This window comes from Bradyrhizobium sp. USDA 3315, assembly GCF_054056795.1.
On record NZ_JBSRYP010000001.1, the window covers coordinates 7,389,109 to 7,406,398 of the forward strand.

General features: G+C 65.6%; 18 protein-coding genes. 5 read left to right on the plus strand and 13 right to left on the minus strand.

Annotated elements, in window-relative coordinates:
- The first annotated feature begins 98 nt into the window (after positions 1–98).
- The 3 genes from ACVIYL_RS34750 (at position 99) to ACVIYL_RS34760 (ending at position 3,550) form a co-directional block, all read left to right on the plus strand.
- Entirely contained in the window at positions 99–839 is a 741-nt protein-coding gene (locus ACVIYL_RS34750) for an SDR family NAD(P)-dependent oxidoreductase (protein ID WP_456780670.1), read from the plus strand.
- Positions 840–1,034: 195 nt separating this feature from the next.
- Positions 1,035–2,174: a hypothetical protein gene (locus ACVIYL_RS34755; protein WP_456780671.1), complete on the plus strand. Its 1,140-nt coding sequence runs from the start codon at positions 1,035–1,037 to the stop codon at positions 2,172–2,174.
- A gap of 149 nt (positions 2,175–2,323) precedes the next feature.
- A complete protein-coding gene (locus ACVIYL_RS34760; protein WP_456780672.1) occupies positions 2,324–3,550 on the plus strand; it encodes an ABC transporter substrate-binding protein in 1,227 nt (408 codons plus the stop codon).
- A 124-nt stretch (positions 3,551–3,674) separates the two neighbouring features.
- On the opposite strand, the gene ACVIYL_RS34765 is transcribed toward ACVIYL_RS34760, so the two are convergent.
- The 4 genes from ACVIYL_RS34765 to ACVIYL_RS34780 form a co-directional block, all read right to left on the minus strand.
- A complete protein-coding gene (locus ACVIYL_RS34765; protein WP_456780673.1) occupies positions 3,675–4,244 on the minus strand; it encodes a DUF2147 domain-containing protein in 570 nt (189 codons plus the stop codon).
- 51 nt (positions 4,245–4,295) lie between these two features.
- The gene (locus ACVIYL_RS34770; RefSeq protein ID WP_456780674.1) at positions 4,296–4,958 is read right to left on the minus strand and encodes a DUF3313 domain-containing protein; all 663 of its coding nucleotides are present in this window, start codon (positions 4,956–4,958) and stop codon (positions 4,296–4,298) included.
- Positions 4,959–5,350: 392 nt separating this feature from the next.
- Positions 5,351–6,025 (minus strand): TetR/AcrR family transcriptional regulator, encoded by a 675-nt coding sequence (locus ACVIYL_RS34775; RefSeq protein WP_456780675.1) that lies wholly within the window; start codon positions 6,023–6,025, stop codon positions 5,351–5,353.
- Positions 6,026–6,193: 168 nt separating this feature from the next.
- On the minus strand, positions 6,194–6,451 hold the full coding sequence (locus ACVIYL_RS34780; protein ID WP_456780676.1) for a hypothetical protein: 258 nt from the start codon (positions 6,449–6,451) through the stop codon (positions 6,194–6,196).
- A gap of 200 nt (positions 6,452–6,651) precedes the next feature.
- Here ACVIYL_RS34780 and ACVIYL_RS34785 point away from each other — a divergent pair, with 200 nt between their 5' ends.
- Positions 6,652–7,044 (plus strand): nuclear transport factor 2 family protein, encoded by a 393-nt coding sequence (locus tag ACVIYL_RS34785; RefSeq protein WP_456780677.1) that lies wholly within the window; start codon positions 6,652–6,654, stop codon positions 7,042–7,044.
- A gap of 37 nt (positions 7,045–7,081) precedes the next feature.
- Here ACVIYL_RS34785 and ACVIYL_RS34790 read toward each other — a convergent pair whose 3' ends face one another.
- The 9 genes from ACVIYL_RS34790 to ACVIYL_RS34830 form a co-directional block, all read right to left on the minus strand.
- Positions 7,082–8,329, minus strand: coding sequence for an MFS transporter (locus tag ACVIYL_RS34790; protein WP_456780678.1), 1,248 nt, complete (start codon positions 8,327–8,329; stop codon positions 7,082–7,084).
- On the minus strand, positions 8,326–9,708 hold the full coding sequence (gene der, locus ACVIYL_RS34795; RefSeq protein WP_456780679.1) for a ribosome biogenesis GTPase Der: 1,383 nt from the start codon (positions 9,706–9,708) through the stop codon (positions 8,326–8,328). The genes ACVIYL_RS34790 and der overlap by 4 nt, the downstream gene beginning before the upstream one ends.
- A 213-nt stretch (positions 9,709–9,921) precedes the next feature.
- Entirely contained in the window at positions 9,922–10,479 is a 558-nt protein-coding gene (locus ACVIYL_RS34800; protein ID WP_225159102.1) for a hypothetical protein, read from the minus strand.
- A 37-nt stretch (positions 10,480–10,516) separates the two neighbouring features.
- On the minus strand, positions 10,517–11,173 hold the full coding sequence (locus ACVIYL_RS34805; protein WP_456780680.1) for a tetratricopeptide repeat protein: 657 nt from the start codon (positions 11,171–11,173) through the stop codon (positions 10,517–10,519).
- Positions 11,174–11,440: 267 nt separating this feature from the next.
- Positions 11,441–13,039 carry a class I adenylate-forming enzyme family protein gene (locus ACVIYL_RS34810; RefSeq protein WP_456780681.1) on the minus strand — a complete coding sequence of 533 codons (1,599 nt, stop codon included), beginning with the start codon at positions 13,037–13,039 and terminating at the stop codon, positions 11,441–11,443.
- A 10-nt stretch (positions 13,040–13,049) separates the two neighbouring features.
- Positions 13,050–13,871, minus strand: a complete 822-nt coding sequence (panB, locus tag ACVIYL_RS34815) for a 3-methyl-2-oxobutanoate hydroxymethyltransferase (RefSeq protein ID WP_016839889.1) — start codon at positions 13,869–13,871, stop codon at positions 13,050–13,052.
- A 2-nt stretch (positions 13,872–13,873) separates the two neighbouring features.
- Positions 13,874–14,458, minus strand: coding sequence for an NnrU family protein (locus ACVIYL_RS34820; protein ID WP_092088328.1), 585 nt, complete (start codon positions 14,456–14,458; stop codon positions 13,874–13,876).
- 193 nt (positions 14,459–14,651) lie between these two features.
- The gene (locus ACVIYL_RS34825) at positions 14,652–15,263 is read right to left on the minus strand and encodes a hypothetical protein (protein ID WP_225159105.1); all 612 of its coding nucleotides are present in this window, start codon (positions 15,261–15,263) and stop codon (positions 14,652–14,654) included.
- Positions 15,264–15,362: 99 nt separating this feature from the next.
- Positions 15,363–16,049: a TetR/AcrR family transcriptional regulator gene (locus tag ACVIYL_RS34830; RefSeq protein ID WP_253608943.1), complete on the minus strand. Its 687-nt coding sequence runs from the start codon at positions 16,047–16,049 to the stop codon at positions 15,363–15,365.
- A gap of 87 nt (positions 16,050–16,136) precedes the next feature.
- On the opposite strand from ACVIYL_RS34830, the gene ACVIYL_RS34835 reads away from it, so the two are divergent.
- Positions 16,137–17,282, plus strand: a complete 1,146-nt coding sequence (locus ACVIYL_RS34835) for an FAD-dependent oxidoreductase (protein ID WP_456780682.1) — start codon at positions 16,137–16,139, stop codon at positions 17,280–17,282.
- The last annotated feature ends 8 nt before the right edge of the window (positions 17,283–17,290 follow it).

Below are 17,290 nucleotides of genomic sequence, written 5' to 3' on the forward strand. Positions count from 1 at the left end.
CTGGCTGGCGACAGTGTTAGACACGAACTTCCATTACCGCCGTCACGGCGTATGGGTCCCTGCTTTCGCAGGGACGACGATTTGTTAGAGTCCCTTCCATGACAACACCCCTCGCCTCCCGTATCGCCCTCGTGACCGGCGCCTCGCGCGGCATCGGCTTTGCGACCGCGGTCGCACTGGCCAAGGCCGGCGCGCATGTCGTGGCGGTGGCGCGCACGCAAGGCGGGCTGGAAGAGCTCGACGACGAGATCCGCAAGGCGGGTGGCAGCGCCACCCTGGTGCCGCTCTCGCTCACCGATTACGACGGCATCGCGCGGCTCGGCCTCGCGCTGCATGAGCGCCACGGCAAGCTCGATATCCTGGTCGGCAATGCCGGCACCGCAGGGCCGTCGTCGCCGCTCGGCCATATCGAGCTGAAGCCATGGAACGACGTGTTCGCGATCAACGTCACCGCCAATTTCCAGCTGATCCGCTGCATGGACCCGCTGCTGCGGCAATCCGACGCCGGCCGCGCGGTGTTCGTGACGTCGGGCGTGGCCCACAAGGCCAACGCCTATCTCGGCCCCTATGCGGCCTCGAAGGCCGCGCTGGAGGCACTGGTGCGCTCCTGGGCCAACGAGACCGCCAACACAAAGCTCCGCGTCAACCTGTTCAGCCCCGGCCCGATCCGCACCCGGATGCGCGCGCAGGTGTTTCCCGGCGAAGACCCGATGACGCTGGATACGCCCGACATGGCCGCCGAATTCATCGTGCCGATGTGTTTGCCCGCATGGACCGAGACCGGCAAGCTCTACGACTACAAGGCGCGCACGCTGCGCAGCTTCCAGCCGCCGGCGTGAGCGCGGCTCTCTCTCCCGTAGCCCGGATGGAGCGAAGCGCAATCCGGGATAATCTCTACGCGGAGAAACCGGCCCCGGATTTCGCTTCGCTCCATCCGGGCTACGCACCTCCTTGCGATTGACTCGCTCGCATCCCCACGATTGACTACGCTCCCCAGCGGGACGACCGCCAAGAAAAATCTCGGGAGGCAACCAATGACGCCGACGTTCAATCGCGCGCGCTCCATTCTGTCCGGATTGTTTCTCTCCGCCTGCATCGCATCATCAGCCCTCTTCGCTACACCAACCCCCGCGAAAGCCGGCGACATCCCGACCTTCACCGTGGATGCATCATGGCCAAAGCCGCTGCCGAACAACTGGATCCTCGGCCAGGTCGGCGGCATCACGGTGGATTGGCAGGGCCACATCTGGATGATTCACCGGCCGCGCTCGCTGACCGACGACGAGAAGGGCGCGAGCCTCAATCCGCCTCGCTCGAAATGCTGCGTCTCGGCGCCGCCGGTGCTCGAATTCGACGCTGACGGCAATCTGCTGCGGTCCTGGGGCGGTCCGGGTGACGGCTATGAGTGGGTTGGCCGCGAGCACGGCATCGAGGTCGACGAGCGCGGCTTCGTCTGGATCGGCGGCAACGCCGACAATGACAATGCGATCCTCAAGTTCACCCTCGACGGCAAGTTCGTCTCACAGATCGGCTCGATCGCACCGAGCAAGGGGTCGAACGACACCACGCAGCTCGGCAAGCCCGCCGAGACCGCGATCGACAAGGAGGCCAACGAGATCTACGTCGCCGACGGTTACGGCAACCGGCGCGTCATCGTGTTCGATGCCACCACCGGCGCCTACAAGCGGCACTGGGGCGCCTATGGCAACAAGCCCGATGACGCCAAGCAGCCGCCCTACGATCCGAAGGCGCAGGTCGCGCAACAGTTCGGCAATCCCGTGCACTGCGTGAAGATCGCCAATGACGGACTGGTCTATGTCTGCGACCGCATCAACAACCGCATCCAGGTGTTCAGGAAGGACGGCGGCTTCGTGAAGGAGTTCTTCTTCGAGAAGAGCACGCTCGGCAACGGCGCGGTGTGGGACATCGCGCTGTGGCCCGATCCCAAGCAGACCTACCTACTCTCCGCCGACGGCGAGAACAACGAGATCCGCGTCATCAGGCGTGACGACGGCGCGGTGGTCGGCAACTTCGGCCGCAACGGCCGCAACGCCGGGCAATTCCACTGGGTGCACGCGCTCGCGGTCGACGCCAAGGGCAACGTCTATACCGCCGAGGTCGACACCGGAAAAAGGATCCAGAAATTCAAGCTGACCTCCGACGCGCTCAAGTAAGGGTTTCACCGGATGACGCTTCGACGCAGGCCCACCCGGCTTTAGGCGGATTGCCGCGTCCCCCGGGAAAGGGTAAGCGGGAACTTGAGCGACCGGCAAAAAGGCTCCGCAAGAGGGCTGCCCGGGCTTTAGACAGTGGAGGGAATTTCATGACAACGACGTTTGCGCGGCGCTGCGCCGCGCTTCTTGCTTGCGCCGCACTCGGCCTTTCAACTTCTGCGTTCGCGCAGGACAAGACCGTCAAGATCGGCGTGCTCAACGATATGTCGAGCCTCTATGCCGACATCGGCGGCCCGAACTCGGTGGTCGCGATCAAGATGGCCGTCGAGGATTCCGGCCTGCTCAAGAAGGGCTGGAAGATCGACGTCCTCAGTGGCGACCACCAGAACAAGCCCGACGTCGGCGTCAACATCGCTCGGCAATGGGTCGACAACGAGAAGGTCGATGCGATCGCCGACACGCCGAACTCCGGCGTGGCGCTTGCGGTCAACAATCTCGTCAAGGAAAAGAACATCGTCCTGCTGAATTCGGGCGCGGCGACCGCCGACCTCACCGGCAAGGCCTGCACGCCGAACACGATTTCATATACCTACGACACCTACATGCTGGCCAACGGCACCGGCAAGGCCCTGACGAAGGCCGGCGGCGACACCTGGTTCTTCCTGACGGCCGATTATGCATTCGGCCACGCGCTCGAGCGCGACACCACCGCGGTCGTCAACGCCAATGGCGGCAAGGTGCTCGGAAGCGTCAAGCATCCGATCAACACCGCCGATTTCTCCTCGTTCCTGCTGCAGGCACAATCGTCCAAGGCCAAGGTGGTCGGCCTCGCCAATGCCGGCGGCGACACCACCAACGCGATCAAGCAGGCGGCTGAATTCGGCATCGTTTCCGGCGGCCAAAAGCTCGCGGCGCTGTTGCTGTTCATCAACGACGTGCATTCGCTCGGGTTGAAGACCGCGCAAGGCCTGACGTTCACGGAGTCCTTCTACTGGGACATGAACGACCAGACCCGCGCCTGGTCGAAGCGGTTCTCCGCTTTGGCCAACAAAAACGCGATGCCGTCGATGACCCAGGCGGGCAACTACGCGATGGTGCTGCACTATCTCAAGGCAATGGAAGCGCTCGGCGGCAATCCGCATGACGGCGCCAAGGTCGTCGCCAAGATGAAGGAATTGCCGACCGACGATCCGCTGTTCGGCAAGGGCCCGCTGCGCGCCGACGGCCGGCGCCTGATTCCGGCCTATCTGTTCGAGGTGAAGAAGCCCGAAGAGTCCAAATATCCCTGGGACTATTACAAGCTGATCGCCACGATCGCACCGGAGGACGCCGCGAAGCCGCTTGAGGCCAGCGACTGTCCGCTGCTGAAGAAGTGACCGCGTAGCGGTCATTCCGGGGGCGCGCAACGCGCGAACCTCAGATGCGCAATTGCGCATCGGGGACTCTCGAGATTCCGGGTTCGATGCTGCGCATCGCCCCGGAATGACTTTTTGCATCTTCTTACTTCGCCGCCGACTTCGCCTTGACGGGCGGCGGCAACGATGCCGATTCCCTGTCGGCACGGGGGCCGCCGACATCGCCGGTCAGGCCGACGAGCTGGCCCGGCTGCACGTCCAGCGTCTGCGTCCAGGTCTGGGTCTGGCACAGCAGCTTGAGCAGGCATCCCTTGAGCTTCAGCCGGTCGGACTTGTCGCGCCACAGCGAGACCGCATAGGACTTGCCGTCCTCGGCGTTGTAGATGTCGCCGTCGAACCTGCCCTCCGGCGTCAGCTTCAATCCGAGGATCAGCTGATGGCCGAGCAGCGCACGCGTCCGCCTGTCGGGATCGGGATTGAAGCTGTCGCGGAGCGGCTGGCCGTGTGAATCGAGCGGATCCTTCATCCACACGATGAAGCCGCAGACGCGGTCACGCGCCGTGCCGCATCGCTCGAGGCGGATGCGTGCGCGGCCGTCTTCGGTCAGCCAGGTGCCGCTGGGATCGGCCGGGGCGATCGTTTCGGCGCGGCCGGTCGAGCTCATCAGCAAGGCAGCGACGAGGCTGCGCAGAAACATGCGAACCAGAAAGTTCATGGTAAGGGACCTTTCAGTGTCGGGATGGTTTGCGGACGCGCGCGGCGCGCCTCACTTCAATTGCGCTATGAAAGCATCAGCGCCCTTGTCGATGCCAGCGGTGGCCGCGGCGAGATCGCCGACGCTGGCCTTGATGTCGTAGGCATTGGGATATTGCTTGCTGACATAGGCGCCGAGCAGGCGCGAGGTCGAGCTGTCGAACATCTCGACGGCATAGATGACGGAGCCAGTCATCGTTCCCTCGCCGTCGCGCGCGGCCTGCACGCCGTTGTAGACCGCGCCTGCCAGGTCGAAACGCGACAGCGTGCCGAGCACCGGCGTGTTGGTGACCGCGCCGGTCAGCGTCAGCCGCAGGCGGAACGTGTTCGGCCCGCGCGTGTTCACCAGCGTGAAGCGGCCGCGCAGCTTGTCGGCAAAGCGGGTCTGCATGTAGGCGGCGAGCGTCTGCTTGTCCTTCTCGGACATGTCGCCGAACTGATGATCCGCGCCGCGATAAATCACGACCGGATCGATCACCACCTTGTTGTAGCTGCGCCAGTCGACCGGCGGCGCATAGCGATACGGCACACGTCCCGAAGAATCAGACGTATCCGGCGTCATGTAGGCCGACGATGCCACCTCCGAATAGGCCACCGGCGTGACGGCGGCACATCCTCCCGCGAGGACGCAAAGCGCCATCGCTCCCAGACCGCGCGCGGCGATCGAGCTCTCCATTCCAACCTCCTCATCCGACCCTAAAGCGGAAGAGCAGCTCGGCCGCAGCCGCGTCCGGGGCTGAAAGTACGGCTGCGGCCGTCACTGCCGACCTAGCTCGCCGTCGCGGCGCCGCCAGATCTTGCCTCAGTACGATCAACTATAAAACCGACCAGTTGGTTTGTAAAGTTGCAATCGCAGGAAACGCGTCAGAAAAATGCGGCGGTCGAAATGTCGTGTTGGCTGGCGAGGCGGCTTCGCGAATGGCGGCCGCGCGTTGTCACAAACCCGCGACATCTCGTGTGGTACGGCAGAAATCGCCGGGGGATTTCAGGGGCCCGGTGCCGATCCAACGCCGCCAAGCGATCCATATTCCGCTTGGGCGGCGTTGTGCTTTCGGCAGCGCCGGAAATTCAGCCGCGCTTGCGCGCCGATGCCGGCTTTGCCGCGCGCGCGCCGGCCGGAGGCGAAGATGCCGTGCGCGCCGCCGTCGCCTTGGCTGGCTTTACTGCCTCCGTCGCGCCCTGCTCCATCGCGGTCCACTTGCTGTCGTCGAGCAAGCGCTCGAACAGGCGATCCCGCTCCGCCTCGGTCAGCGACAACATGCCGAACAACGAACTGAGCAGCAGCCCCCGCGCCGCCGCCCAGCGCAGCAGCGCGAGATCGGGATCGCTCGCCTCGGCCTTCATCAGCGCGACCTTCTTGATGTCGACATCGCGCGGCATCGCCATCAATTCGGGGTTCTCGTTCATCGCCGCCAGCAGTGCGAACGCCCCTGCCCGCGGCGTTGAGATCGCCTCCCGGAGCGTCGCGATCTGCGCCGACAGTTCGGGCTGGTCCGTGGTCCCGCGTACCTTTTCGATGTAGCGGTTCGAGAATTCCTCGAAATGCGCCATCTGCTGCTCAAGCAAGGCGCGCAGCACCGCTTCCTTGGTGCGGAACTGATGCATCACGCCGCCCTTGCTGAGACCGCTCTCGCGCGCGATCGCGTCCAGCGTCAGGCGCCCCGGACCGTCGCGCGTCACGATGGTGATCGCGGCGTCGAGTGCGGCGTTGCGGGAGCGTTCCGAGCGGGAAGGATTGTCCATGGTGTACTCAGGAAGGAGTCGCTTGAGATCACAGTATCTCAGCGGCTTCGGTCAATCTCAAGCGCTGCATCTGATCTGCGAGGCAGCGCGAACGGCGTCCCCGGAATGGCGGTGTCGCCGTCGGAAGACGCATCAATTTAGGAATCGGTCATCAAGCTATCCGATCGCTCACGCACACAAGCGAACCTTCTGCAGCAGGCCATGAAGGAAGCCGTAGGCCATTCGGCCGACGACCCGTTCCCCTCGACCGCGTGCGCGGGCGATGGCCTGCGCCTCGGCATAACTGGCGGCGACGATTGTCCCGTGCCTGCCGCCATCGAGCTTCAGGTCGGTCAGGTAGACAACGCCGCGCGACGTCAGCAGCGCCGCCTGCGCGGCGCTGAAGCGGGTCAACTCATCGCAGATATCAACGGCCTCGTCGGTCACCATGCTGCTCCTGGCAGAGCGCCCCCGGAGCGAGGCGCGCGTCTCCAACTGGTATCAGTTCTTATACAAACCAACCGGATGGTTTGCAAATGGACAATATGACGCAACCCGGCAGGTGCGGCCGGACGCATCATCGTGTCGGATCGGCGCGCTCGCATTCGTCCTCGAAGCATCAGCCAGCACTCGGAGGTACGCGAGCGATGACACACCAGAAACAGACGGCGGAAACCGAAATCAGGACGCTCATCGATGCCTGGACGGACGCCGTCCGCAGGCAGGACTATCCGGGCATTTTCGCCCATCACGATCCGGACATCGTGATGTTCGACGTTCCGCCGCCATTGCAGTCACGCGGATTGGATGAGTACCGGAAGACGTGGGACTTGTTCTTCAGGTATCACCGCCCCTCCTACGCCTTCGACATCGAGGAGATCGCGATCACGGCCGGCAATGATGTGGCCTTCGCGGTCGCGGTGATGCGGTGCGGCCCGCCTGATGCCGCGTTCCAGTTCAGGCTGACGATCGGATTCCGCAAGGTCGACGGCGCGTGGCGCGTCACGCACGAGCACCATTCGGTGCCGGCGACGGAATAGAACGTCTCGTGGTGGATCCGTCGGCGGCTTGCCCGCCCTAGGCTTGCTTCGCCGCTGTCGCGCGCCACGCGATGGCGAGCGCGAGCAGCAGCAGCGCGCCGGCCAGATAGAACGGCGCGCCGGGCATCTTCACCGGCACGTTGTCGCCGATGAAATACGCAAACGTCAGCGTGAACAGGAACGGGCCGATCAATTCCGACATGCTCTGCACGCTTGAAGTCGCGCCCTGCAACTGGCCCTGTTGATCGGCGGCGACGAGCTGCGTCGTCAGCGCCTGCGTCGCAGCGCCCGAGAGGCCCCACAGCGCCATCACGGGAATGCCGATCCAGAACAGCTGGCCGGTCGGCGCGGCGCCGAAGATCACGAAGCCCAGGGCGCCGCAGACGAGGCCGAGGAACAGCGCGTTGCGCTCGCCGAGGCGCTGCACGATCGGGCCGATCGCCGCGCCCTGCACGATCATGCCGCAGAGCCCGACCAGCGCCAGCGTCGCGCCGACGGTGCCGGTGTCCCAGCCATAGCGATAGGTGGCGTAGAGCACGAACACCGAGGGCAGCACGACATGCGCGAGCTGGCCGAAGAACGTCGCCAGCGACAGGCCGGCGAGCGTCCGGTTCGAGCGCAGGAAATGCAGCGCGCCGATCGGATTGGCGCTCTTCCATTTGAACGGCGCGCGCCGCTCCACGGGCAGCGATTCCGGCAGGATGAACAGGCCATACAGCCCGTTGACGAAGCTCAAACCCGCCGCCGCCCAGAACGGCAGCCGCGGGTCGATCTCGCCGAGCAGCCCGCCGAGCGCCGGTCCGAGGATGAAGCCGGCGCCGAAGGCAACGCCGATCTTGCCGAACATCGCGGCGCGCTGCTCCGGCGCAGTGACGTCGGCGATATAGGCGAACACGGTCGAGATGCTCGACGAGGTGATGCCCGAGATCGCCCGACCGATGAACAGCCAGATCAGGTTCGGCGCCAGCGCCATCAGCACATAGTCCGCGGCAAGGCCGAAATTCGACAGCAGCACCACCGGCCGGCGGCCGAAGCGATCGGACAGCGCGCCGAGGATCGGCGAGCAGACGAACTGCATCAAGGCCCAGATCGAGCCGAACACACCGAAGATGCGCGCCGCATTTGCGGTGTCGTTGTTGACGAAGCCTTCGATCAGCTTCGGCAGGATCGGGATGATGATCCCGAGCGCAAGCATGTCGAGCAGCAACGTGATGAAGATGAAGATCACCGCGCCGCTGCGCGGTTGCGCTACAGCAACCGTGTCACCCTCCGACCTTTCGCTCACGACGGGCGTTTGCGCTTGTGGGCGAACGGATTGGCCTTCTCGCGCAGCGTGATCCGGATCGGCGTGCCCGGCAGATCGAACGTCTCGCGCAGCGAGTTGATGAGGTAGCGCAGATAGGATCGCGGGATCGCATCGGCGCGCGAGCAGAACAGCACGAAGCTCGGCGGGCGCGCTTTCACTTGCGTGATGTAGTTCAGCTTCAGCCTGCGGCCCGAGACCGCCGGCGGCGGGTTGGCCTGGATCGCCTGCTCGAACCAGCGATTGAGCGCCGAGGTCGGCAAGCGCCGGTTCCAGACCGCGTAGGCCTCCTGGATCGCCGTCATCAGGCGGTCGATGCCCTCGCCCATCAGGCCGGAGACGGCCACGATCGGCGCGCCCTTGACCTGCGGCAGCCAGTGGTCGGCATCGGTGCGCAGTTGCGAGATCTGGTTGGGCTTGCGCTCGACCAGGTCCCATTTGTTGACCGCGAGCACGATGGCGCGGCCTTCGCGCTCGATCAGGTCGGCGATGCGCAGGTCCTGCTCCTCGAACTTGTTCTGCGCGTCCATCATCATCACGACGACTTCGGCAAAGCGCACCGCGCGCAACGCGTCGGCGACCGAGAGCTTCTCCAGTTTCTCCTCGATCCGCGATCGGCGGCGCAGGCCGGCGGTGTCGAACACCCGGAACTGGCGGCCCTGCCAGGTGATCTCGACCGCGATGGAATCGCGCGTGGTGCCGGCCTCGGGGCTGGTCAGCAGCCGCTCCTCGCCGAGCAGATGGTTGATCAGCGTCGACTTGCCGGCATTCGGCCGGCCAACGATGGCGACGCGGATCGGGCGCTGCGCGGCCTCCTCCTCCGAGATCTCCTCATCGTCCTCAAGCTCGTCGTCTTCCTCCGGCGTCTCCGGCACCAGCGCGCTCAGCGCCTCGTGGAGGTCACCCATGCCCTCGCCATGCTCGGCCGAGATCTGGACGGGATCGCCGAGCCCGAGCGCGTAGGATTCCATCGCGCCGATCTCGCCATGCTTGCCCTCGGCCTTGTTGGCGACCAGCACCACCGGCTTGTTGGCTTTTCGCGCGAAGTCGGCGAAGGCTCGGTCGGTCGGCGTCAGGCCGACGCGGGCGTCGATCACGAACATCAGGGCGTCGGCGAGTTCGATCGCGGTTTCGGTCTGCTCCTGCATCCGCGCCGTCAGCGAACCCTTGGCGCCTTCGTCCAGACCTGCGGTGTCGATGATGGTGAAGTCGAGGTCGTAGAGCCTGGCCTGGCCCTCGCGACGGTCACGCGTCACGCCGGGCTCGTCGTCGACCAGCGCGAGCTTCTGGCCGACCAGCCGGTTGAACAGCGTCGACTTTCCGACATTGGGCCGGCCGATAATGGCGATGGTGAAAGGCATGGATCATCCAGGCGCGGTCTGTTGTCCGCGGGTCAAGGTGCTGGAAAGAACTACAGCAGGAATGGGGAGCGGTCGAAGCAAATGATGGAGCATCTTCTCCCTCTCCCCGCTCTTACGGGGAGAGGGTTGAAACTCCCCCTCACCCGGAATTCAAGCTGTGCTTGAATTCCGACCTCTCCCCGCAGGCGGGGCGAGGTAGAATCCCGCTCGCAATTAGCGTGAAAATCCGCCGCTCGGTAGCGGTGCGGGGAAGGCGCCGCCGGATTGTTGCGTGGTCTGGGTCTGCTGAGCCGGCGCTGCAGGCTGCGCCTGCTGATCGTCGGCGGGTGGCGCGGTGGTGCGGCGGCGGACGATCTTCTTCGGCTTCGGCTCCGGCGGCAGCGCGGCGGGCGCGCCCTCCTCGGCTGCGGCATCGGGAGCAGCCGCCTGATCCGCGGCCGGCGCTGCGCTACCCTTGGCGTGCTTCTTGGCGCCCTTCGGCGGCTCCGGCGGCGGGGCCGGCTGGGCAGCGGCGGCTGCCGCGGCGTTCTGCTGATCGAGCTGTTCCTGCTGCGAGCCCTTGTACAATTCCTTCGGCACGCCCTGCTCCAGGCCGGGCACGCCTTCGGGGAATACGGGCTTGCGGTCGCCCTGTAGCTTCTTCTTGGAATCGAGGAAGTCGAGCAGGTCGCTCGGATCGAAATTGGACATGCCGCCACCGCCGCACCCCGCCAGCACGCTGCAAAGCGCTGTCAGAACTGCGGCTGCGATCAGGCGTTGCGAGCGGCGCATGGTCGATCTCTCACTCAAACTCGGGTTTCGCGCCAAGTCAGCTTTTCGCGACCGGCGGCAACAAGGCCTGCAGCGCTTCGGCACGCGAGCGCAGGCTCGGCGGCGTCTCGCCGTCATTGGCAATCTGGTCGAGCCACTGCCGCGCGGCGGTGGCATCGTTGGCGCGCCAGGCCGACAGCGCCAGCAGCTCGCGGGCTGAGTGACGGAACGTCGAGTCCTTCGCCGTTGCCGTGGCCTCGAGCCGTTGCAGCATGTTCGGATAGGTGGTGGTTTCCATCGCGAGCTGCGCGGCACGGATCCGCGCCAAGTCGTGCTCGGGACCGCCGACGCTGCGGTCGGCTGCGATCTCGTCATAGAGCTTCGCGGCAGCCGGCTGATCGCGGGTCGCGACCTCGGCGGCCATGCGCAGCCGCGCCAGATTGCGGTAGCCGGACGGTGCCTTGGTGATGAGAGCGGCGAACGCAGCCTCGGCCTCGGCGTGCTTGTTCTGATCGGACAATTCGACGGCACGGTCGAACGCCGCACCGGCCTCGGCGGCCTTCTTGGCCTCAAGATACTGGTAGCCGCGCCAGCCACCGACGCCCGCAACGATCAGGATCGCCAGGGCGATGATAAAGAGCGAGTACTTGTCCCACAGCTTCTTGAGCTGATCGCGACGGACTTCCTCGTCGACTTCGTCAAATAATTCAGACACTTAAGGCTATCCCATCCCCTCGGGACCGCTGCTATCGGTGGGGCCCAGCCCTACCCGATCCCCACATCGCGGCGGCGTTACCCTAATGGTGTGGCGGAGGCAAGGCAAAGCGAGGTGGATCAAAGCGTTAACGGGGGACGTTTGCGACTTGCCGCAACAGGCCCCCAGCCCGCGCTGCACGTGCCGACCTAAGAGCGAGCTTCGCTGTCTCGACCCCCGCAAGCGGGAGCGGTGCACCGAATTCGCGGATGGTACGTCCACGCCGCGCTACGCGCCTATCGCGGACAGGCTCTCCCTGATCTGGCGCTTGATCACCTTGCCGTTGGCGTTGCGCGGCAGCGGCTCTGCTGTCAGCGCCACTGTCTCCGGCACCTTGTAGTCCGAGAGCCGCTCGGCGCACCAGGCGCGCAGGCTCTCCGCATTCACGTCGGTGCGGGTCACGATCACGGCGTGCACGCGCTCGCCGAGCACCGGGCACGGCTTGGCGATGATCGCGCTCTCGACCACGGCGGGATGGCCGGCCAGAACAGACTCGACCTCGGCGGAATAGATCTTCAGGCCGCCGCGGTTGATCATGTCCTTCTGGCGATCGAACACACGGACGAAGTTTGCCGCGTCGATCGAGCCGAGATCGCCGGAATGCCAGAAGCCGGCCGTAAAACTCTCGGCTGTCGCCTTTGGATTGTTCCAGTAACCCTTGATGACCGAGGCGCTGCGGATCCAGAGCTCGCCGATCCCGCCGCGCGGCAGTTCGCGGCCGTCAGCGCCCATCACGATGATCTCGGCACCGGGGCACGGCAGGCCGACGCTGTCGATATGGGCGGCGGTCAGTTCGCCCGGCATCAGCGTCGAGGGCGACGTGGTCTCGGTCGCGCCGTAGCAATTCGCAAGCTTCAGCCCGGGAATCTTGGCGTCGAGTTTTTCGATGGTTGCGACCGGCATCGGCGCGCCGCCGAAGCCGCCGATCCGCCAGCTCGACAGATCGTAGCTGTCGAAATCCGGCTGCATCAGGCAGAGATTATACATCGCCGGCACCATCACCGTGTAGCTGACGCGCTCGCGCGCCGCGACCTTCAGATATTCCGAGGCCTTGAACTCCGGCATGATGATCAGCGCGCCGGCGCAGCGTGCCATGGTGGTGATGTTGGCGACCGCGCCGGTGACATGCGCGAGCGGCACCGCGGCGATCGAGCGATCCGACTTGGTCAGCTTCAGGCACGACACGAACACCATCGAGGAGTGGATGATGTTGCAATGGGCGAGCATGGCGCCCTTCGGCCGGCCCGTGGTGCCCGAGGTGTAGAGGATCATCGCGGTGTCCTCTTCCCTCACCTCCGCCGGCGCCTGGGCCGCAGCGTTGTCGGCGAGACCAGCGAATTGCGATGCGCCGTCATCGCTGACCGAGATGCGATGCTTGAGGCCGGGAACGTCGGCCGCATCAGGGATGCGGTCGGCAAGCGTGGCCTCATGGACCAGCAGCGTCGCACCGCAATCATTCAGCACATAGGCGATCTCGGGCTTCTGCTGGCGCGTCGAGAGCAGCACCGTGACCAGCCCGGCATGCGCGGCGGCAAACATCGTCAGCACGAATTCGATCCGGTTGCCGAGCAGGATCGCGACGCGGTCGCCGGGCGCAAGGCCGAGGTTTGCAAAGCCCGCCGCGACCTTGGCCGATTTCTCTGCGACCTCGCGCCAGCTCAGGCGCGTCGCGCCGCAGACCAGCGCCTCGCCGTCGCCGTTCTGCGCGACGGCGTCAGCGATCATCCCCCACAGGCTGCCCGGCCGCTCCGGGAAAGCCGGCACGACGCGGTCGCCGAACCGCGGCTCAAGCCGCATCGGTGGAATTGCGTGCTGCGACCAGTCCATGCGCGCCCCGTCAGCTCTTCTTCATGCCGTAGACGTGCTCCGGCCCCGGGAAGGCGCGGCTCTTCACGTCGCGCGCATAGCCCGCGATCGCCTCCTCGATCATTGGACCGAGATTGCCGTAGCGGCGCACGAATTTCGGCGCCCGCGGCGACAGGCCGAGCATGTCCTCCAGCACCAGCACCTGGCCGTCGCAGGCCGCGCTGGCGCCGATGCCGATGGTCGGCACCGCGATCGACTGCGTGATCTTGCGCGCCAGCGGCTCGGCGACCGCCTCGACCACGATCGAGAAGGCGCCGGCTTCCGCAATCGCCCTGGCGTCGTTCTCGATCGGCGCCCAGGTCTCCTCCTCGCGGCCCTGCGCGCGGAACGAGCCGAGCGTGTTGATCGACTGCGGCGTCAGGCCGATATGGCCCATCACCGGAATGCCGCGCTCGGACAGGAACGCCACCGTCTCCGCCATCCGCGCGCCGCCCTCGAGCTTGACCGCGCCGCACAGCGTCTCCTTCATGATCCGCACCGCGGATTGAAACGCCTGCTCCTTCGAGCCCTCATAGGAGCCGAACGGCATATCCACCACGACGAGCGCAGCTTGCGAGCCGCGCATCACCGCGCGGCCCTGCAGGATCATCATGTCGAGCGTGACCGGCACCGTGGTCTCGAAGCCGTGCATGACGTTGCCGAGGGAATCGCCGACCAGGATGGCGTCGCAATGACGGTCGACCAGCGCCGCGGTGTGCGCATGATAGGACGTCAGCATCACGATCGGCTCGCCGTTCTTGCGGGCGCGGAGATCGGGCGCGGTCTTGCGCTTGATGGCGGATTGAACAGACATAGTCAGGCTCCCATGACAGGCACGCCGATCACGACCGGGTGGAACGCAAACGCCAGCGCCAGATAGACGATGACACCGACCGCGATCGCGATCAGGTCGTTGGTTGGGCCGCCCACCGGAATCGGCGGCGCGCCGGCATCCGTGCGGCGCTTCAGCGAGATGCGGTCATAGACCGCCCAGCCGAGAAACGAGCCGAACAGGATGATCGAGCCGAGGTCGCCGTTGGCGAGCAGATGCGCGAACGCCCACAGCTTCACGCCGGCGAGCATCGGATGCTTCAGCGTGGTGTAGATGCGGCCGCGGATATAGGAGGCGACGACGAGGATGACGGCGGGCAGCATCAGCGCCACCGTGATGTGCTTGAACGCTGTCGGCGGGGTCCAGACGTCGATCCATCCGCTCGCGCGATAATGCGCAAAGCCCCAGATGATCAGCACGAGCCCGGCCGCGGAGGCGAGCGAATAGGCGATCTTGTAGCCGCCCTCGCCCATCGCCTTGATCAGGCCGGCGCGCATCTCGCGCAGGCTTGACAGCACATGGACGCCGAGGAACAGCACGAGACCCAGGATCATGACGAGCAGTCCCACGATGTTCCTCCCCTGATCGAATTAATGCCTTCGCGTATCACCTTCGCCGGGCGGGTGGCAATGCGTCACGCCACGACTCCGTCATTCCGGGATGGCCCGCAGGGCCAGACCCGGAATCTCGAGGTTGCCGGGCGCGCAAGCCAATCCCGGGATTCCGGGTTCGCGCTTCCAGCGCGCCCCGGAATGACGTGTCTCACGGCTTGTTGGCCGATTTGGCCAGCTCCCGGTTGTCGACATAGCGGATCATGATCGGCCGGCCGGCCAGCGCGCCGCCCAATCCGCCGGTGAATTTCAGCGGCAGGCAGGCATCCAGCGAGGCGTTGATCGCGTTGAGGTAGGTGGTGCGGGTGTCGGCCGGGATGCCCCGCGTCGAAAACGTCAGGCGCGGCGCGCCGATCATCTCGCCCGATCGTTTGAAGCTGAATCGCACCGACATCTGCATGCCCGCGCGCGCGTCGTCCGGCGGTGGCGGCGCCCAGCAGGCGCGCAGCGCGGCGAACAGATCGCCGATGGTATTGAGATCATGATCCGGCTTGCGGTACTTCTCGGCCTGATCCTGCGGTGGCACGGTCAGGATCGTGAGCTGGAGATTTTCGCCGTACGGATAATCCATCTCGGGCAGGCATGGCCCGTGGTTGAACACGCTGCAATAGGACGGGATGCAAGGCCCTTCGTCGAGCACGCTGCAAGGCGTGTGTGCGAAGGGCGCCGGGTTGGTTTGTTGCCGCTGCTGCGCAGAGGCCGCGCTCGCGAGCGCAAAGGCCGGCACGGCAAAAGCGAGGCAGATGGCGACGCGTCGGAGCATGCAGGCGGACCCGGATTGCACTCCGGAGAAAATGGGTCCGCGGCCGGACCGCATCAAGCGGGGCGGCGTTCAATTCCTCGCGCTTGTCAATACTAAAACCTAGGTTCGGCCGGTTCGTGTCCCCTTGATACCGGCGAGGATGAGATCGATGCCGGCGAGATAGTCGACACGGTCGTCGTGGTCCCGCATCGCGCCGGCCACGCTGCGTGCAAACGGGTAGTCGCTTGCGTCGAGCGCGGACCAGTCGGTCGCCACCGCATCCAGGAAGCTCGATCGGTCCAGGCCATGCGTCCGCGCGAACTGCGCGTTGGCTGCGTTCTGGCCACCGACGCCAAGGATGTAGTTCAGCAGGACCGAGACGATCGTCCACTGCGTGTCGGCAGCCACGCCAAGCGCGCGAACCTGCTGGCCGATGCACTCCAGAACGCGCACGGTCGGCAACTGCCCGGCGGCACGGATCAGCGCTGTCCCGACCCACGCATGCGCCTCCATTGCGTCGAACATGCCGAGCGCAAGGGCGCGAATGGTGGCCTTCGGCGATCCGCTGATCGCGTGCGCATCCACCATGCGCGCGACAATGGCGTCGCAGGCGGCGACCAGCAGATCACTCTTGTTGGCGATATGCCAGTAGATCGCGCCGGGACCGGTCGCGAGCCGTTCGGACAGGGCGCGGAACGTCAGACCGTCCTCGCCGCTTTCGTCCAGGAGTTCGATCGAAGCCTCGATGATGCGATCCCGCGAGAGCGAGTCCTCGCGTCGCTGGCTGCTGCGCGCCTTCTTGACCATGCCGCATCTTGACACGTCTGGAACGGCATTCCAAGTATATGGAACGACGTTCCATAACTTTCAGTCTCCGCGCCGGAAGGACTCCGCATGAAATCTCCCGTCACGATCGTCGGTGCCGGCCTCGGCGGCCTGACGCTTGCCCGCGTCCTCCACGTCCACGGGATCGCAACGATCGTCTACGAAGCGGAAGCCTCCGCAGAGGCACGAACGCAGGGCGGCATGCTCGATATCCATGAGCACAACGGCCAACGCGCGCTGAAGGCCGCAGGCCTCTTTGAGGAGTTCCGCGAGCTGATCCACCCCGGCGGCCAGGAAACCCGCGCGCTCGATACCCAAGGCAATGTCCTGCTGCATCATCCAGATGACGGCACGGGCGGGCGCCCCGAGGTACCCCGAGGCGAGCTACGTCGGATCCTGCTCAACTCGCTGCCCGAGGGCACGGTGCATTGGGGATCTAAGGTCACCGCGGCCACTCCGCTCGGCGGTGGAAGGCACCTATTGAGCTTTGCCGACGGCACGACGGTGACGACTGAGCTTCTGGTCGGCGCCGACGGTGCCTGGTCGCGCGTGCGATCGCTTCTCTCCGCAGACAAGCCGGCCTATGTCGGCACTTCGTTCATCGAGACATATCTGTTCGACGCCGATGTCCGTCACCGAGCGAGCGCGGAAGCGGTTGGCGGCGGCGCGATGTTCGCGCTGGCGCCGGGAAAGGGCATCGCCGCGCATCGTGAGCCGAACGGCGTGCTGCACACCTATGTGGCGCTGACCAAGCCTGAGGAATGGTTTGCCAACCTCGACTTCTCCAACCCTACGAGCGCCCTCGCCCGCGTCGCCGAGGAATTCGATGGCTGGGCCCGGGCGCTGACCGCGCTGATCACCGACGGCGAGACGGCGCCGGTGCTGCGCCTCATCCATGCGCTTCCGGTCGCGCATCAATGGGACCGCGTGCCCGGCGTCACGCTGCTCGGCGATGCAGCGCATCTGATGGTTCCATCGGGCGAAGGCGCCAATCTCGCAATGCACGATGGCGCCGAACTAGCAGCGGCGATCGTCGCCAACCCCGGCAATGTCGAGGCCGCGCTCGCCGCCTATGAAGAGGAACTGTTTCCCCGCAGCGCGTCCGAAGCCGCTGATGCGGCGGAACTCCTCGAGTTGTGCTACGGCGCTAACGCGCCGCAGAGCTTGATCGACTTTTTGGGCAGTCACCTCCCCGCCGAGAACCGTAGCGAATGACGGAGAAG

Excerpts from the sequence above, each read along its gene's own strand:
- ACVIYL_RS34765 (WP_456780673.1), bottom strand. The coding sequence starts at position 4,244 with ATGAACTTTCTGGTTCGCATGTTTCTGCGCAGCCTCGTCGCTGCCTTG.
- ACVIYL_RS34825 (WP_225159105.1), bottom strand. The coding sequence starts at position 15,263 with ATGCTCCGACGCGTCGCCATCTGCCTCGCTTTTGCCGTGCCGGCCTTT.
- panB (WP_016839889.1), bottom strand. The coding sequence starts at position 13,871 with ATGTCTGTTCAATCCGCCATCAAGCGCAAGACCGCGCCCGATCTCCGC.
- der (WP_456780679.1), bottom strand. The coding sequence starts at position 9,708 with ATGCCTTTCACCATCGCCATTATCGGCCGGCCCAATGTCGGAAAGTCG.
- ACVIYL_RS34770 (WP_456780674.1), bottom strand. The coding sequence starts at position 4,958 with ATGGAGAGCTCGATCGCCGCGCGCGGTCTGGGAGCGATGGCGCTTTGC.
- ACVIYL_RS34835 (WP_456780682.1), top strand. The coding sequence starts at position 16,137 with ATGAAATCTCCCGTCACGATCGTCGGTGCCGGCCTCGGCGGCCTGACG.
- ACVIYL_RS34755 (WP_456780671.1), top strand. The coding sequence starts at position 1,035 with ATGACGCCGACGTTCAATCGCGCGCGCTCCATTCTGTCCGGATTGTTT.
- ACVIYL_RS34760 (WP_456780672.1), top strand. The coding sequence starts at position 2,324 with ATGACAACGACGTTTGCGCGGCGCTGCGCCGCGCTTCTTGCTTGCGCC.
- ACVIYL_RS34800 (WP_225159102.1), bottom strand. The coding sequence starts at position 10,479 with ATGCGCCGCTCGCAACGCCTGATCGCAGCCGCAGTTCTGACAGCGCTT.
- ACVIYL_RS34785 (WP_456780677.1), top strand. The coding sequence starts at position 6,652 with ATGACACACCAGAAACAGACGGCGGAAACCGAAATCAGGACGCTCATC.
- ACVIYL_RS34810 (WP_456780681.1), bottom strand. The coding sequence starts at position 13,039 with ATGGACTGGTCGCAGCACGCAATTCCACCGATGCGGCTTGAGCCGCGG.
- ACVIYL_RS34775 (WP_456780675.1), bottom strand. The coding sequence starts at position 6,025 with ATGGACAATCCTTCCCGCTCGGAACGCTCCCGCAACGCCGCACTCGAC.
- ACVIYL_RS34750 (WP_456780670.1), top strand. The coding sequence starts at position 99 with ATGACAACACCCCTCGCCTCCCGTATCGCCCTCGTGACCGGCGCCTCG.
- ACVIYL_RS34830 (WP_253608943.1), bottom strand. The coding sequence starts at position 16,049 with ATGGTCAAGAAGGCGCGCAGCAGCCAGCGACGCGAGGACTCGCTCTCG.